This is a genomic window from Pseudoflavonifractor phocaeensis, assembly GCF_016901955.1.
GTDB classification, from domain to species: domain Bacteria; phylum Bacillota; class Clostridia; order Oscillospirales; family Oscillospiraceae; genus Flavonifractor; species Flavonifractor phocaeensis_A.
Map to the genome: position 1 here is coordinate 24,960 of NZ_JACJLC010000015.1, position 16,050 is coordinate 41,009.

Sequence of the window (16,050 nt, forward strand, 5' to 3'; positions counted from 1 at the left end):
ATGCAGTACTTTCCCCCCGCCCTGGAGCAGCTGGTGGAACAGTTCGCCCGGCTGCCCGGTATTGGCCGCAAAAGCGCCCAGCGGCTGGCCTTTTATATCCTCTCCCTGCCGGAGGAGGACGCCGCCGCCTTCGCCCAGGCCATCACCCAGGCCAAGGCGGAGATCCACTGCTGCCCCGTATGTCAGAACTTCTCCCAGGGCGACGGCCTGTGCCCCATCTGTCAGGATCCCAAGCGGGACGCCGGGATGCTGTGCGTGGTGGCCGATCCCAAGGATGTGGCCGCTATGGAGCGTTCCCGCGAATACCCCGGGGTATATCATGTTCTCCATGGGGTGATCTCCCCCATGAACCACATCGGCCCCGATCAACTGCGGGTAAAGGAACTGGTAAGTCGGGTATCCTCCGGAGAGGTCCGGGAAATCATCATGGCCACCAATCCGGATACCGAGGGAGAGGCCACCGCCATGTACCTCTCCCGGCTGCTGAAGCCCTTCGGCGTGAAGGTCACCCGGCTGGCCTATGGCATCCCGGTGGGCAGCCACCTGGAATACGCCGATGACGCAACCCTCATGCGAGCTCTGGAGGGACGTCGGGAGATGTGACCCGCCCGTCCCCTGGGTCCGGATCAGACATTCCATTTCCCGAACAAATAGTCAGGCCGGTCCGCCCCAAGGGGCGGACCGGCCTGACTATTTTCATCATATTTCCGTTTCTTTGACCACGGGAGGATCAGCGATAACAGATCTCGTGACGTTTGGGGCCGGTGGAAACGATGGTGATGGGCACCTCGATCTCCTTTTCCAGGAAGGCCACATAGTCCTTGGCCGCCTGGGGCAGGGCGTCAAAATCGGTCACGCCCCGGATATCGCACTTCCATCCCGGCAGTGTCTCGTATACCGGCTTGGCCCGGTCCAGCAGAGCAGGCACCGGGAAGTCCCGGGTCACCTTGCCGTCGATCTCATAGCCGGTGCACACCTTGATCTCGTCCAGATAGCCCAGGCAGTCCACGGCGGTGAGTACCGCCTGGGTGGTTCCCTGGACCATGCAGCCGTAGCGGGTGGCCACCGCGTCAAACCAGCCCACCCGGCGGGGCCGTCCGGTGGTGGCACCGTACTCGCCGGCATCTCCGCCCCGGCGGCGAAGCTCCTCAGCCTCGTCCCCGAACAGCTCGCTGACAAAGGCCCCCGCCCCCACGGCGGAGGAGTAGGCCTTGGTGACGGTAAACACGTCCTCAATGGCGGTGGGCGGCACCCCGCCCCCCACGGTGCCGAAGCCGGCCAGGGTGTGGGAGGAGGTGGTCATGGGGTAGATGCCCAGGTTGGGGTCCTTCATGGAGCCCAGCTGGCCCTCCAGCAGCACCTGCTTGCCCTCCTTCAGGGCCTGGTGGACGAAGGTGACCCCGTCCCCCACGTAGGGCTCCAGGATGGTCCTGTAGCCCCTCAGCTCCTCCATCAGCTTCTCCGGCTCCAGAGGGGGCTGGTGGTACAGGTGCTCCAGCAGCACGTTTTTCAGCTCACAGATGTGCTCCACCTGGGCCCGCAGCCGGTCCTCATGCCACAGGTCGGCCACCTGGATGCCGATCTTGGCGTACTTGTCGGAATAGAAGGGGGCGATGCCGGACTTGGTGGAGCCGAAGGCCTTGCCCCCCAGCCGGGCCTCCTCGCAGGTGTCCAGCAGCACGTGATAGCTCATCAGCAGCTGGCAGCGCAGGTCCACGATGACCTTGGGGGCGGGCACGCCCCCCTCCTCCAGGTGCCTGAGCTCCTGGGCGAACTTGGCGGCGTCCAGGGCCACCCCGTTGCCGATGATGTTGGTCACATGGGAGTAGAACACGCCGGATGGGAGCTGGTGGAGGGCAAACTTGCCGTAATCACAGATGATGGTGTGTCCCGCGTTGGCGCCCCCCTGGAAGCGCACCACCACGTCGGACTTCTCCGCCAGCAGATCGGTGATCTTGCCCTTGCCCTCGTCGCCCCAGTTGGCGCCCACGATCGCTTTTACCATAGTAGTTCCTCCTGCCGCGGGGATTCGCACCCTTGGCCTTTTCCCGCCGGCAATGGCTGGGGATCCTTTTCCCCCAGCAGGTATTATAATACGCTTTTTTCTCCGATTCAAGGCGGAATTTTGTAAAAAAAGGGAGGATCCATTCCCTCATTCTTGGTCAAACGGGAATTCTGAAAAAAGTGGTTTACTTTTACACTTCACTTTGATAATATAGAGGTTGCGGGCGGTCTCCGTTTCCCCGCCAAGCCGCGAAACAGAGAATCTTCAGGAGGGCAAATACAGGATGACAAAGCGTGAAAAACGGGAGCACAGCGATCTGCTCTATGAGGCGATCCTCACCTTGAAGGACCTGGACGAATGCCGGAAGTTTTTCTCAGACCTGTGCACCGTGGCGGAGCTCCGGGCCATGGAGCAGCGGTTTGAGGTGGCCATGCTTCTCTCCAACGGGATGATCTACAACGATATTCTGGAGCGCACCGGCGCCTCCAGCGCCACCATCAGCCGGGTGAACCGCTCCCTCCAGTACGGGGCCGACGGCTATCAGGCGGTGCTGCCCCGGATCAAGGCCCAGCTGAACGACGATGGCGTATGAGTACCTGGCGGGGTGCTACGACCGCTTCACCGCCGATGTAAACTACCGACGGTGGGCGGATTATTTGGAAAAGCACTTCGCCCGCTCCCGTCTGCCCATCCATACGGTACTGGACCTGGCCTGTGGCACCGGTTCCCTTACTCTGGAGCTGGCCAATCGGGGCTATGAGATGATTGGCGTGGATCTCTCCGAGGAAATGCTGGCCCAGGCGGCGGAAAAGTGCCGGGAGGCCCAGGGCATTCCCCCGATTTTTCTCCACCAGGCTATGGAAGGACTGGACCTATACGGCACCATTGATGCCTGCGTCTGCTGCCTGGACAGTGTGAACTACGTCACTCGGCCCAGGGCGCTGGCCCGGGCCTTTCAGCGGGTTCACACCTTTCTCATGCCCGGCGGCCTCTTCCTCTTTGACATCAACACACCGGACAAGCTCCAGGGGCTGGACGGCCAGATCTTTCTGGACGAGGACGAGGAGGCCTATTGCGTCTGGCGGGCGGAATATTCTCCCCGCCGGCGGATCTGCACCTACGGCTTCGACCTGTTCTGCCTGGAAGAGGACGGACTGTGGCGCCGGGAGGAGGAGATCCACGAGGAGTATGCCTATCAGCCCCAGGAGTTGGAGGACATGCTCCGTCAGGCCGGTTTCCGGCACATCAGGCAATATGGCGAGCTGAAAATGCGCTCTCCCAAACCGGGGGAAGGGCGTATTTTCTTCGTCGCGCGAAAGGAATCGTAACACTATGTCAGATACCATCATCCGCGTCCTGGCCAAAAACGCTCCTGTAAAGGCTTCGGCCATCTCGGCCAAAGCCATGGTGGAGCGGGCCAGACAGATCCATCACACCCTGCCGGTGGCTACCGCCGCCCTGGGCCGCAGCCTCATGGCCGCCTCCATGATGGGCAATCAGCTCAAGGAGGATAACGGCTCGGTGACACTCCGTATCAAGGGGGACGGCCCCTTGGGGGGTATCACCGTGGTAGCCGACAGCGCCGGCAATGCCAGAGGCTATGTGGTCAACCCCCTGGTGGACCTGCCCCTGAAGGGGCCTGCCAAGTTGGACGTGGGGGCCGCCGTAGGCAAGAACGGCTCTCTCACCGTCATTAAGGACATGAACCTGAAGGAGCCCTACGTGGGCACCATCCCCCTGGTCTCCGGTGAGATCGCCGAGGACGTGACCTCCTACTTCGCCGAGAGTGAGCAGATCCCCTCCGCCTGCGCCCTGGGGGTACTGGTGGACGTGGACCAGAGCGTGCTGTGCGCCGGAGGCTACCTGATCCAGCTGCTGCCCGGCGCCGACGACAGCGTCATCTCCGCCATCGAGCAGGGCATCGCCCAGGTGGGCCCGGTCACCGAGGCCATGCGCAACGGTGAGACCGCCCGGAGCCTGGTGGAGCGGGTGCTCTCCGCCTTCGAGCTGGAGGTGCTGGCCGAAGAACCGGTGGAATACCGATGCTACTGCTCCCGGGACCGGGTCACCCGGGCCCTCATCAGCATGGGCCGGGAGGAGCTGGAGTCTCTCATTCAGGATCAGGGCAAGGCGGAGCTTACCTGCCAGTTTTGCGACAAGGTATACCACTATACAGGCGAAGAGCTACAGACCCTTCTGGCCTCGCTCTGATCTTTCTGAAAAAAATCGAAAAAAATGGTTGACAACCTGGGGGCGTTCTTGTATAATAACATCCGTCGCTTGGCTCCGACGCAAGCGCAACAAGGACGAGGGAGCATAGCTCAGCTGGGAGAGCGCATGCCTTACAAGCATGATGTCACAGGTTCGAGCCCTGTTGTTCCCACCACTCCCTTCTGGGAGCTCCCGTACCCCCTACCGTCTGGCGCGGTAGTTCAGTTGGTTAGAACGCCGGCCTGTCACGCCGGAGGTCGAGGGTTCAAGTCCCTTCCGCGTCGCCATTTTTTCTTAGTTTCGATGTGGGCATCCAAAGGATGTGGCAAAGGCCACTCCCACATCACCATTTGCCTCTGTAGCTCAGTTGGTAGAGCAGGGGACTGAAAATCCCCGTGTCGCTGGTTCGATTCCGGCCGGAGGCACCACCGTTCCCGGTGGATACCCCAAGGTATCCACCGGGGGCACCTTCTAAAAAGTAGCATTTCCCCTCCCCGTTCCGCATAGGATGGGATATGCAGGTGTAGCTCATCTGGTAGAGCGCCACCTTGCCAAGGTGGAGGTAGCGAGTTCGAGCCTCGTCACCTGCTCCAAAAATGATAGCAGGAAGGTTTCACCTTCCTGTTATCCATATGGCGACATAGCCAAGTGGTAAGGCAGAGCTCTGCAAAAGCTCCACCCCCAGTTCGAATCTGGGTGTCGCCTCCAAAAAAGAAGCACCTGCAAAGCAGGTGCTTCTTTTTTAGGTTCCGGTGGCCTGAAGCCGCCTCCCCCTTCGGAGATTTAACATGCTCGGGGCAAATGAATTTCCCCTGCGCCGAGGTTTTTCCTGCTGCAAAACGCTCGTACGGCGCAAACGCGCAGCCCCACCGTGCGGGACCCCGGCGGTTTCGCCATAATGACCACAAGGTCTTTTTCAACCGTCTGAAGCCCCCGACCGCCGTGAACACCACGGCGGTCGGGGGCTTCTATACTCCTCCCCAACCAAGGGCAGAGATCAATATTATTCGCCCCGCAGGCAGTTTCGGAGTGCCTTCCAGGGGCTTCCCTTCCAGTAGGTCCGCATCATGTCCACCGACATGGCCTTGCCCATCAGCTCATAGCCGCCCCGCTTCAGGTCCATACCCACCGTTCTGTTCTCCTTCATGAAACTCGCTCCTTTCTGTCTCCGGCGCTTGCCTTTCTTCTGATTACAGTATACAATAGGATTATCCATGATGCAAACGAATATTTTTCATATATAACATGATAGAATGGAATGATATCTGTGAGCCTGACCAAATATCAGATCCTGCTGAAAACGGTGGAGCTGGGGGGCATTACCCGGGCGGCGGAGGCCATGGGCTACACCCAATCGGCGGCCAGCCGGATGATCGCGGCCCTGGAACAGGAGTGGGACATAGAGCTGCTGATCCGCAGCCGGGGGGGCGTCCACCTCAGCGCCGCCGGCGAGGCTCTGCTGCCCTCCCTCCGGGCGGTGTGCAACGCCCAAAAGGAGCTGGAGGAACAGGTAGCCCATCTCCACGGACTCACCCAGGGCACCTTGCGGGTGGGCTCCTTCGCCAGTGTTTCCATCCACTGGTTGCCCCCCATCATGAAGGACTTTTTGGCCCAATATCCCGGCATCCGCTTCGAGCTGCTAAGCAAATGGGAGTTCGCGGAAGTGGAGGATCTGCTGCGCAAGGGTCAGGCGGACTGCGGCTTTCTGGGATTGCCCGCCGGGGAAGGGCTGGACGTCTACCCTCTGTGCCGGGACCAGTTTATGGCCGTGCTCCCTCCTGACCACCCTCTGGCTCACGCCCCCTGCTATCCCATGGCCAGGTTGGCTGAGGACCCCTTTATCTGGATCCCCGAGGAGCGGGATGTGGAAATTGGTCAGATTTTTCAGGAAGAAGGCGTTCATCCCAATCTGCGCTACACCGTCAACGACGACTTTGCCATTCTGGCCATGGTAGAGCAGGGCCTTGGCATCAGCATCCGGCCTGAGCTTGTGCTGGAGGGCTCCGGCCATACCTTTGCCGCCATCCCCCTGGAGCGGCCCCGGTTCCGGGACATCGCCCTGGCGGTGCGCAGCGGGAAGGCCCTCTCCCCTCTCACCGCCCGCTTCCTGGAGGACGTACGCCGCTGGTGCGCATCCCAGGGGCTCAAACCGGCCTAAAAAATATTTTACATACCCGCAAAATTATAGTATAATGTGTCTGCTGCAATGGAGCAGCGAATTGAAATATCTAGGAGTGTTGTTCTATGAGCCGGATGGTCGGCACCGTATCGATGGGGATCCGCGCCCCTATTATCCGCAGCGGAGATGACCTGGCGGAGATCGTCACCGGGTCCGTGCTGGAGGCCGTCAAGGAGGGCGCTTTCTCTGTCCGTGACCGGGATGTGGTGGCCATGACCGAGGCTATTGTGGCCCGTGCCCAGGGGAACTACGCCTCGGTGGAGGACATTGCCGCCGACGTGAAGGCCAAGCTGGGCGGCGAGACCATCGGCGTCATCTTTCCCATCCTCAGCCGCAACCGCTTTGCCATCTGTCTGCGGGGCATTGCCAAGGGTGCCAAGAAGATCGTCCTCATGCTGTCCTATCCCTCCGACGAGGTGGGCAACCACCTGATCGACGAGGATCTGATGGACGAGAAGGGCGTGGACCCCTACAAGGATGTGCTGAGCCTGGAGCGTTATCGGGAGCTCTTCGGTTGCTCCCTCCACCCCTTTACCGGCGTGGACTATGTGGATTACTATTCCAACCTGATCCGGGAGTGCGGCGCCGAGGTTGAGGTCATCTTCGCCAATGACGCCCGGGCCATCCTGCCCTACACCAAGAATGTGCTGGCCTGCGACATCCACACCCGTGCCCGCACCAAGCGCCGCCTGTTGGCCGCTGGGGCGGAAAAGGTGTTCTGCCTGGACGAGATCATGACCGCTCCTGTCAACGGCAGCGGGTGCAATGAGAAATACGGCCTGCTGGGCTCCAACAAGTCTACCGAGGACAAGGTAAAGCTCTTCCCCCGACCCTGCCAGGACCTGGTGGAGGACATTCAGGCCCGGCTCCTGGCCGCCACCGGCAAGCACGTGGAGGTCATGGTATACGGTGACGGCGCCTTTAAGGATCCTGTAGGCAAGATCTGGGAGCTGGCCGACCCGGTGGTCTCCCCCGCCTACACCGCCGGCCTGGAGGGCACTCCCAACGAGCTGAAGCTGAAGTATCTGGCCGACAACAACTTCGCCGACCTGTCCGGCGAAGCCCTGCGGGATGCCATCAAGGGTGAGATCAAGAAGAAGGATGGCTCCCTGGTGGGCAACATGGCCGCCCAGGGCACCACTCCCCGCCGGCTCACCGACCTGATCGGCTCTCTGTGCGATCTGACCTCCGGCTCCGGCGACAAGGGCACTCCCATTGTTTACATCCAGGGCTATTTTGACAATTACACCACGGAATAATTCATTTTTCGCAAAAGGATGGCCTGTCGCAGCCGCGACAGGCCATCCTTTTGTTTATTTTCGCATTATATCTGCCAGCCCCGCCAGATAGCCAGCCGCTTCCAGAGCAGCCAGGCCATCCAGCCGCACAGCAGGCCCACCGCTGCGCCGGCCAACACATCGGTAGGAAAATGGACCCCCACATACAGCCGGGAGAAGCCCATCACCGCCGCCATGGCCACGGCGGTGATCTTCATCCACCGCCAGGGCAGGGTACGCCACCATGCGGACGCAGCGGCAAAGGCGGCACAGGTATGGCCCGAGGGAAAGGAGTTGGGGTCGGGCTCGGCCACCAGATGCACCAGCCCCTCCACCGTCAGCCAGGGCCGGGTACGGCCCACCAGATGCTTCAGCACTACATTGGTGCACAGCAGTCCCAGCAGCATGGCCAGCAGGCTGACAAAGCCTGCCTTCCGGGTCTTGGGAAAGCAGAGCAGAATCAGGGACAGGGCGATCCACAACAGGCCCGCGTTTCCCAGCTGCGTGTAAACAGTGAGCACCGGGGTGAGCAGAGCGCACCGCAACGCCTCCTGGATCCACAGCAGGATCTCCCCGTCAACGTTGAACAGCCATTCCGGCATGGTCATTCCTCCTACGGAAAAGGGGCGGCAGGTTGCCCGCCGCCCCTAAGATGATACGTTTATTCCGCCTCATTCCCCGAAGCGGCGGTATTCGCCCCCCACTCACAGGTCAGAATGGTTCCTACCATCTCAAACTTATCGGTCTTGACGATGTGGGTCTTGCCCACCCGCACTTCCTGAGCGCCGATGAGAGTGGTAATGGGGTTTGCCACGTTGCATTGGATGGTAAAGGTTAAATCCAGGCGACCCTGATCCACCTCGATGAGCTCTGCGCCGTCGTCGGTCTCCACCAGGAAATCGTTATAATGGGTGGCGGCGTCCACATCCACGATCTGGCCGTCCAACAGCTCGCCGGAGGCCATCATGGTCCCGGGGATATACTTCTGCACACTCTCGTATACTTCAGGAAGGACATTCTCCACCAACACAGTATAGGTTACCGGCACCAGTCCGTCCTCGGTCTCCAGCTCACCACCTGTGACATTGGGCTTCAGGAATTTCAACCCCAGCACCACGGCGGCAATCAACACCACCAGGATCACCAGCAGATCCACAATGTTGATTTTGCCAAACAGCCTTCCTTTTTCATCTATCATCTTTTGCAGCCTCCAAGGTTGTAAATTCATGTCGCGCTTGGTACAATGGTACCGAGATATTGTATCATATTTACCTATCCCGAGACAAGTACTTTCTTTGGAGGTTTTATTCCATGAAGGTCATGCACCTCATTTCCGGCGGAGACAGCGGCGGCGCCAAGACCCATGTCCACTCCCTGCTGCAAAATCTGACCCGCACCCCCGGCGTGGATGTGACCATGGTATGCTTTATGGAGGGTCAGTTTTCTCAGGAGGCCAGGGAGTTAGGCATCCCCACCGTGGTGCTCGCCGGTAAAAACCTGTTCAAAACCAGGAATGTTCTGAAAAAAATGGTATTGGAGGGAGGCTACCAGATCCTTCACTGCCATGGCGCCCGGGGCAACATGATGGGCGCCATGCTACGGAAGGCCACCGGCCTGCCGGTGGTCACCACCGTCCACTCGGACTACCGGCTGGACTATCTGGGCCGCCCTATTTCCCGACTCACCTACGGTACCATCAATACCATCGCCCTACGAAAGCTGGACTATCGCATTGGCGTATCCGACGCCATGACCGACCTGCTCATCTCCCGGAACTTCGACCCGGACAAGCTGTTTACCATCTACAACGGTATCGACTTCACTCCCCGCATCCCGACCCTGAGCCGGCCTGAATACCTGAAGAGCGTGGGGCTGGAGGCCGACGATAGCTCGGTGGTGGTGGGTATTGCCGCCCGGCTCAATCCGGTAAAGGATATCGCCACTCTGGTGCGAGGCTTTGCTCTGGCTCATCAGGTCTGCCCCCAGCTGCGGCTGCTCATCGCCGGCGATGGGGAGCAAATGGACATGCTCAAAAGTCTGGCCGGTGAGCTTGGGGTATCCCGGCAGGTGTGCTTTGCCGGCTGGATCTCTGACACCGACAGCTTTTATAATGCCCTGGATGTGAATACTCTCACCTCCCTGTCAGAAACCTTCCCCTATTCCCTCACCGAAGGGGCCCGGGCAGGTCTGCCCACCGTGGCCAGCCGGGTGGGCGGCGTGCCCTATCTCATCGAACACGGGGTCCACGGGCTGCTTTTTGAGGCCGGGGACGCCGAAGCTCTCTCCCGCCACCTCATCACCCTGGCCCAGGACCCAGAGCTCCGCCGCAATATGGGTCAGCGTCTTTATCAGCGGGCCAAGGCGGACTACTCACTGGAGAGCACTCTTCAGCGGCAACTCACTATTTATGAGACCATTCTCCGCCGTCAGGCCCGAACATGCGGCCGTCGGGACGGGGCTCTGGTGTGCGGAGCGTATGGCCGGGGCAACGCCGGAGACGACGCCATCCTGGAGGCCATCGTGGCTGAGTTACGGCAGATCGACCCCGATCTGCCCGTATGGGTGCTCTCCCGCAGTCCGGCGGAGACCCGGCAGACCTACCGGGTCAACTCCATTTATACCTTCGCCCCCCATAAATTCCTCCGGCGGATGGCAAAGACCCGGCTGTATATCAATGGCGGGGGATCCCTGATGCAGGATGTGACCAGCCACCGTTCCCTGTGGTTCTACCTGTTCACTATCTCATGGGCTAAACGGCTGGGCAATCAAGTGATGATGTATGGCTGCGGCATCGGCCCCATCCATTCCCAGGCCAACCGCCGCCGGGCCGCCAGGGTGCTTCAGAAATATGTGGATGCCATCACCCTCCGGGACACCCACTCCAAGGATGAATTGGACGACATGGGCGTCACCACCCCCCATATTCTCCTCTCCGCTGATCCCACCGTCACCCTGCCTCCTGCCCCTGACACGGTGATCGACGGAGTGCTGGAGAGTCAGGGTATCGACCCCAAGGGCAGATATATTGGCTTTGCTCTGCGGCCATGGCCCGGTTACGAGGAAAAGGCCCCCGCGTTTGCCGCTGCCGCCGACTATGCCTACGAAAAGTACGGCCTTATTCCTGTTTTTCTGCCCATTGAGCCCCGGCTTGATGTGGAGGCCGCTCGGCTCACCGCCCGACACATGAAGGCGCCCTATCACATCCTGCCTACCACTGGCAGCTCCGACCACACCATTGGCCTATTTGCCCGAATGCAGGCGGTGGTGTCCATGCGCCTCCACGCACTTGTGTTTGCCGCCGGGCAAGGGGTGCCTCTGGTGGGGGTGGTATACGACCAGAAGATCAGCTCCTTCCTGTCCTATATCGGGCAGGATCTGTTTCTGGATCTGGACAAAGTGACGGTGCAATCCCTCTGTTCCTATATTGACGCCGTCTACGCCCGTATCGGAGACAAGGAATTCCTAGCCGGCGGCGTAGACCGCTTGCGGCAGGTGGAGGAAAAGAATCGTCTCACCGCCCGCTCCCTTTTGGAGGCGACCACCCGTTGAAACAGATACTCTGTCTGGCTCCCGAGCCCTGGAGCCATGTCCCCACCCGCACCCAGCAGCTGATGACCCGGCTAAAGGATGCCAAGATCCTTTTTCTGGAGCCTCCCAGCCGGGACTGGCGAAAGCCTGGCCGGAAGGTGCGGCCCGGGCTGACGGTCTACGCCCTGCCCCCGGTACCTGAGGCAGAGGAGGATCACCGGTTTCGCCGGATGTACCGGGCCCGAAAGCTGGGCCACTATATCCTCAAGCTGATGGATCGCCACCGGTTTCGGGAGCCTTTGCTGTGGTGTACCTCTCCCGACCAGGTGGATCTGCTCTCCGCCATTCCTCACCAGGGTCTGGTATACGACTGCCACCAGGACTGGCTGGACTTCCCCCTGGAGTGGGAGAGCGACCTGGTACTGGAGGCCGACGTGGTCTTTGCTGCCTCAGACGGACTGGTGGATCATTTATCCCCGTGCAGCGACAACATTGCCCTTATCCCCAACGGGGTGAGCTTTCCCATGTTTACCCGGCCTGACGCAGAATGCCCCCCCTCCCTGCGGCGGATCTCCGGGCCGGTGCTGGGCTTTACCGGCACTTTGTGGCACGACCTGGACCTGTCTCCGGTGATCCAGGCGGCCCGGGCCATGCCCAGGTATACCTTTGTCTTTGTGGGCAGGCAGGAGTATAACCCTATGCTGCCCGCTCTGGAGCGGCTGCCCAACGTGATCATCGAGGGACCCCAGCTCCAGGTGGATATCCCCGATTACCTGGCCCGGTTCGATGTCTGCCTCCATCTGCTTCGCAAGACGGAGTTTCGGGGGGATATCGTACCCAACCGGATCTATGAGTACCTGGCCTCGGGCAAGCCTATTGTGGCTATGGTCTACCCCGATCAGATCGAGCACTTCCCCGACGTGATCTACGCCGCCCGCTCCCCAGGAGAATTTGTCCGCCTGTGCATGCGGGCTCTGGAGGAGCCTGAGGGTTGGCTGGCCCAGCGTCGGCAGGATCACGCCGCAGCAGCGGCATGGTCCTGCCGGGCCGATGACGTGATCCAGATCCTTTCCGCCAACGGACTTTACTGACCTGTCTCAGGGGCGGCCTGACGGCCGCCCCTGAGCTACCTTGTTCGCTGTTCATTCCGCCATTTTATTGCTACTGGAGGTTTCCTATGCTTCCCTATTCCACCGTAATCTTCGATTTGGACGGTACCCTGCTGGACACACTTCAGGATCTGGCCGACAGTGTCAACCACGTTCTTTCCCTACATCAGATGCCTCTGCGCTCCCTGGATGAGATCCGCCAGTTCGTGGGCAACGGAGTAGGGCTGCTCATCTGCCGGGCGGTACCGGCTGGTACCGCTCCCGATCTGGAGGCTCAATGCCTGTCTGAGTTCCGGGCCTACTATGCCGCCCATATGTCCGACCACACCGCTCCCTATTCCGGGGTGCCCGAGCTGTTGGAGTCCCTGGCCCGGGCGGGCATTCGGGTAGCGGTGGTGTCCAACAAGTTTGACGGTGCGGTAAAAGGCCTGTGCCGGAGTTACTTTGGCAGCCTGGTGCCAGTGGCCATCGGGGAATCCCAGGGAGTGGCGCGGAAGCCCGCCCCCGATACGGTGTTCCGGGCCCTGGCCGAGCTGGGGGCCGAAGCCGGCGGGGCGGTCTATGTAGGGGACTCGGAGGTGGATATCCAGACCGCCCGCAACGCCGGCCTCCCCTGCCTGTCGGTAAGCTGGGGGTTCCGGGACAGTGCCTTGCTGACCGAACAGGGGGCTAAACGGATCTTCTCCTCCCCCGGAGCTCTCCAGGCCTTCCTCCTGGGTGGTCAAACTGACGAAATTCGCCCCGGATCACAGAAGCTTTTGTGAGCAGAAGAGAAAATTTGCGCAAAAAGAAGGGTTTTGCTTAGGGGATGGCGTATACATAGAGGGTAAAGGCTGAATTTGCTGAGAGGCTGGTGAACGCCCATGCTGCTGCGGGAACAGACCGAAGCCGCCGAAGAAGCGCTCCTTTCTCCCTACGCCTGTCTGTCTATCCGGTCCAAAGGACGGCAGATTCCGCTGGAACCATGTCCCACCCGGACCTGCTTCCAGCGGGACATTGACCGCATCGTCCACTCCAAGGCCTTCCGCCGGCTCAAGCACAAGACCCAGGTGTTTCTGGAGCCGGAGGGGGACCACTACCGCACCCGCATGACCCATACCATCGAAGTCAGCCGCATCGCCCGCACCATCGCCCGGGGTCTTCATCTGAACGAAGATCTGGCGGAAGCGGCGGCCTACGGCCATGATCTGGGCCACACCCCCTTTGGCCACGCCGGAGAACGCGTACTGAATGAGATCATGCCCGGAGGCTTTGCCCACAATCAGCAGTCCCTTCGCGTGGTGGACCGGCTGGAGAAGGAGGGCGAGGGTCTCAACCTGACCTACGAGGTGCGCCGGGGCATCCTGTGTCACACCGGCCCCGATCAGGCCGAGACTCTGGAGGGCCGCCTCCTCCGTTTGGCTGACAAGATCGCCTACATCAACCACGATATCGACGACGCCATGCGGGGCAAGATCATCTTACCCATGGATATTCCCCTGTCCATCTCCCAGGTGCTGGGCTTTACTCATTCCGAACGTATCAACACCCTGACGGTGGATATCATCACCCAGTCCGCCGGCAAAAACGACATCCTCCAATCCCCAGCCTGCAAAGAGGCCATGCACCAGCTGCGGGAGTTCATGTTTGAGTACGTCTACCGAAACCCGGTGGCCAAAGGCGAGGAGGGCAAGGCCCAGGACTTGATTCGCCGTCTGTTTGAGCATTATTGCAAAAACCCGGACAAGCTGCCCCCGGAGTACCAGGACATCCGGCTGAGCGAGGGAGTGGAGCGGGCCGTCTGCGATTATATCTCCGGCATGACCGACAAATACGCGGTGGAGCAGTTCTGTGACGCGTTCATCCCAAAGTCCTGGAGCGTAAAGTGACCAACCTTTACTGAACCGGGTATGAACCTGGCATACATTGGAAAAGATAGTCGGAAGGAGGGCCGCCTTGGCTATTCCTGAGCAATTTATTGACGAGCTGGTGGCCCGCACCGATATCGCCGACGTGGTGGGAAGCTACGTGCATCTCACCCCCAAGGGGGGGAGCCTGTGGGGCTGCTGTCCCTTCCACAACGAAAAGACCCCCTCCTTTCACGTGGTACCAGACCGGCAGATTTACAAGTGCTTTGGCTGCGGCAAGGGCGGCGGGGTGATCTCCTTTATTATGGAGATGGAGAACCTGCCCTTTGTGGACGTGGTACGCCTGCTGGCAAAGCGGGCGGGGATGGAGGTCCCGGAGGCTGGAGAAAACGAGGCCTTCCGCCAAAAACGGGCCCGGCTGTTGGCCCTGTGCAAGGATGCCGCCCGATTTTACCACAGCTGTCTGAAAGAGCCCTGGGGGGCCCAGGTCCGAGACTATATCGCCCAGCGGCGTATCTCACCTCGGTTTGCCACCCGCTTCGGCCTGGGAGCCGCTCCCGACCAGTGGGACCCTCTGATAAAGACCATGACCGCCAAGGGCTACACCAAAATGGAGCTTATCGATGCCGGCCTGGCAGTGGGCGGTAAAAACGGCGGTATCTACGACAAGTTTCGGGGCAGGCTTATGCTCCCCGTCATTGATGTGCGGGGAGACGTGGTGGGGTTTACCAGCCGTATCCTGCCTGGCCTGGAGGGGGCCAAGTACCTGAACAGTCCGGAGACCCTGCTGTTCAAAAAGAGCCGGCTGATCTACGCCCTCAACTATGCCAAAAACACCAAACGCCCCAACCTGATCCTGGTGGAGGGCAACATCGATGTGATCACCCTGCACCAGGCGGGCTTTGACAACGTGGTGGCTACCATGGGCACAGCTCTCACCGAGGAGCACGCCCGGATCCTGGCCCGATACACCAAGGAGCTGGTACTTTGCTATGACAATGATGCCGCCGGGAAGCAATCCACCGACCGGGTGCTCAATATCCTGAAAAATGCCGATCTCTCCGTGCGGGTACTCCAGCTGCCCAACGCCTTTGACGATCAGGGCAAACCCATCAAGCAGGACCCGGATGATTTCATCAAAAAATTCGGCGCCGCCGCCTTTGAGAAGTGCCTCAGCGGCAGCGCCGAACAAAACGATTACCGGCTGGACAGCCTGCGTACCCGTCACGACCTGTCCACTGAGGAGGGCAGGCTGGCCTACCTGAAGGACGCCGTGGCCGCCGTGGCCGCCCTTCAGAGCCCCATTGAGCGGGAGCTCTACGGCAACAAGGCTGCCTCCGCCGCCGGTATTTCCGGTCAGGCCATGGCCCAGGAAGTAGCCCGCTACCGGAAGGACAAAACCTTGCGGGCCAAAAAGGCTCAGGAGCGGAAAAATCTTACCCCCGCCGCCCAGCTCCAGCCCAAGGCCAGAGAGCTGCGGTATGAGAATATCCGTTCCGCCCGAGCGGAGGAGGGGATCATTCGACTGGCACTGCTGGAGCCTCCACTGCTGGATCAGCTGGTGGATCTGGGACCGGAGAGCTTCTCCTCTCCCCTGCTGGCCAAGCTGTTCGTGCTGCTGCGACAGCGCCACAGCCAAGGGCTCAGTCTTCAGCCCGGAGCACTGTCGGCAGCTCTCTCCCCAGAAGAGATGAGCCATTTGGCCGGGATCCTGGAGGAACCACAGTCCATGGCCAACAGTGGTCAGGCCCTGCGCGACTACTTAACCATTATCAGAACAGAGGCCGCCAAGCGGGGCGGCACCGGACAGGACCCCCTTCTGGCGGTCCGTGACAAACTCAGAGAGAAAAAATCGTATGGAGGACAACCACATGAGTGAGAAGAAAACCACCGG

At 60.5% G+C, this 16,050-nt stretch carries 15 protein-coding genes and 5 tRNA genes; 16 read left to right on the forward strand and 4 right to left on the reverse strand.

Translation table 11 applies throughout. The annotated features are described in order from the left end of the window. A complete protein-coding gene (gene recR / locus H6B51_RS05330; RefSeq protein WP_204882697.1) occupies nucleotides 1-603 on the forward strand; it encodes a recombination mediator RecR in 603 nt (200 codons plus the stop codon). Nucleotides 604-730: 127 nt separating this feature from the next. On the opposite strand, the gene H6B51_RS05335 is transcribed toward recR, so the two are convergent. After that, nucleotides 731-2,005, reverse strand: a complete 1,275-nt coding sequence (locus H6B51_RS05335) for an adenylosuccinate synthase (protein WP_204882698.1) — start codon at nucleotides 2,003-2,005, stop codon at nucleotides 731-733. Between the two features lie 283 nt (nucleotides 2,006-2,288). On the opposite strand from H6B51_RS05335, the gene H6B51_RS05340 reads away from it, so the two are divergent. From H6B51_RS05340 to H6B51_RS05375, 8 genes are all read left to right on the forward strand, one after another. Next, entirely contained in the window at nucleotides 2,289-2,597 is a 309-nt protein-coding gene (locus H6B51_RS05340) for a YerC/YecD family TrpR-related protein (protein ID WP_204882699.1), read from the forward strand. Further along, nucleotides 2,587-3,333 (forward strand): class I SAM-dependent DNA methyltransferase, encoded by a 747-nt coding sequence (locus H6B51_RS05345; protein ID WP_204882700.1) that lies wholly within the window; start codon nucleotides 2,587-2,589, stop codon nucleotides 3,331-3,333. The genes H6B51_RS05340 and H6B51_RS05345 overlap by 11 nt, the downstream gene beginning before the upstream one ends. Before the next feature lie 4 nt (nucleotides 3,334-3,337). Continuing rightward, nucleotides 3,338-4,216, forward strand: a complete 879-nt coding sequence (hslO, locus tag H6B51_RS05350; RefSeq protein WP_204882701.1) for an Hsp33 family molecular chaperone HslO — start codon at nucleotides 3,338-3,340, stop codon at nucleotides 4,214-4,216. 99 nt (nucleotides 4,217-4,315) lie between these two features. After that, nucleotides 4,316-4,391: transfer RNA gene (locus H6B51_RS05355), tRNA-Val, on the forward strand. Between the two features lie 35 nt (nucleotides 4,392-4,426). Beyond that, nucleotides 4,427-4,503: transfer RNA gene (locus tag H6B51_RS05360), tRNA-Asp, on the forward strand. A gap of 65 nt (nucleotides 4,504-4,568) precedes the next feature. Next, nucleotides 4,569-4,644: transfer RNA gene (locus H6B51_RS05365), tRNA-Phe, on the forward strand. A gap of 89 nt (nucleotides 4,645-4,733) precedes the next feature. Then, nucleotides 4,734-4,809 (forward strand) — tRNA-Gly (locus H6B51_RS05370). 41 nt (nucleotides 4,810-4,850) lie between these two features. After that, nucleotides 4,851-4,924: transfer RNA gene (locus tag H6B51_RS05375), tRNA-Cys, on the forward strand. Nucleotides 4,925-5,219: 295 nt separating this feature from the next. Here the strand turns inward: H6B51_RS05375 and H6B51_RS05380 are convergent. Beyond that, on the reverse strand, nucleotides 5,220-5,363 hold the full coding sequence (locus tag H6B51_RS05380) for a hypothetical protein (RefSeq protein ID WP_204882702.1): 144 nt from the start codon (nucleotides 5,361-5,363) through the stop codon (nucleotides 5,220-5,222). A gap of 111 nt (nucleotides 5,364-5,474) precedes the next feature. Between H6B51_RS05380 and H6B51_RS05385 the strand changes: the two genes are divergently transcribed. Then, nucleotides 5,475-6,374, forward strand: a complete 900-nt coding sequence (locus H6B51_RS05385) for a LysR family transcriptional regulator (RefSeq protein WP_204882703.1) — start codon at nucleotides 5,475-5,477, stop codon at nucleotides 6,372-6,374. A gap of 86 nt (nucleotides 6,375-6,460) precedes the next feature. After that, nucleotides 6,461-7,654 carry a coenzyme F420-0:L-glutamate ligase gene (locus H6B51_RS05390; protein WP_204882704.1) on the forward strand — a complete coding sequence of 398 codons (1,194 nt, stop codon included), beginning with the start codon at nucleotides 6,461-6,463 and terminating at the stop codon, nucleotides 7,652-7,654. A 65-nt stretch (nucleotides 7,655-7,719) separates the two neighbouring features. Here the strand turns inward: H6B51_RS05390 and H6B51_RS05395 are convergent, their stop codons facing one another. Beyond that, nucleotides 7,720-8,274 (reverse strand): phosphatase PAP2 family protein, encoded by a 555-nt coding sequence (locus tag H6B51_RS05395; protein ID WP_204882705.1) that lies wholly within the window; start codon nucleotides 8,272-8,274, stop codon nucleotides 7,720-7,722. Between the two features lie 59 nt (nucleotides 8,275-8,333). Then, complete coding sequence (locus H6B51_RS05400; RefSeq protein ID WP_204882706.1) at nucleotides 8,334-8,870, reverse strand: DUF4330 domain-containing protein; 537 nt, start codon at nucleotides 8,868-8,870, stop codon at nucleotides 8,334-8,336. 113 nt (nucleotides 8,871-8,983) lie between these two features. Here H6B51_RS05400 and csaB point away from each other — a divergent pair, with 113 nt between their 5' ends. From csaB to dnaG, 5 genes are all read left to right on the forward strand, one after another. Further along, the gene (csaB, locus tag H6B51_RS05405) at nucleotides 8,984-11,221 is read left to right on the forward strand and encodes a polysaccharide pyruvyl transferase CsaB (protein WP_204882707.1); all 2,238 of its coding nucleotides are present in this window, start codon (nucleotides 8,984-8,986) and stop codon (nucleotides 11,219-11,221) included. Then, complete coding sequence (locus H6B51_RS05410; protein WP_243421149.1) at nucleotides 11,218-12,291, forward strand: glycosyltransferase; 1,074 nt, start codon at nucleotides 11,218-11,220, stop codon at nucleotides 12,289-12,291. The genes csaB and H6B51_RS05410 overlap by 4 nt, the downstream gene beginning before the upstream one ends. Before the next feature lie 86 nt (nucleotides 12,292-12,377). Continuing rightward, on the forward strand, nucleotides 12,378-13,073 hold the full coding sequence (locus H6B51_RS05415; protein WP_204882708.1) for an HAD family hydrolase: 696 nt from the start codon (nucleotides 12,378-12,380) through the stop codon (nucleotides 13,071-13,073). A 99-nt stretch (nucleotides 13,074-13,172) separates the two neighbouring features. Then, nucleotides 13,173-14,177: a deoxyguanosinetriphosphate triphosphohydrolase gene (locus H6B51_RS05420; protein ID WP_204882709.1), complete on the forward strand. Its 1,005-nt coding sequence runs from the start codon at nucleotides 13,173-13,175 to the stop codon at nucleotides 14,175-14,177. A 67-nt stretch (nucleotides 14,178-14,244) separates the two neighbouring features. After that, nucleotides 14,245-16,035, forward strand: coding sequence for a DNA primase (gene dnaG / locus H6B51_RS05425; protein ID WP_204882710.1), 1,791 nt, complete (start codon nucleotides 14,245-14,247; stop codon nucleotides 16,033-16,035). The last annotated feature ends 15 nt before the right edge of the window (nucleotides 16,036-16,050 follow it).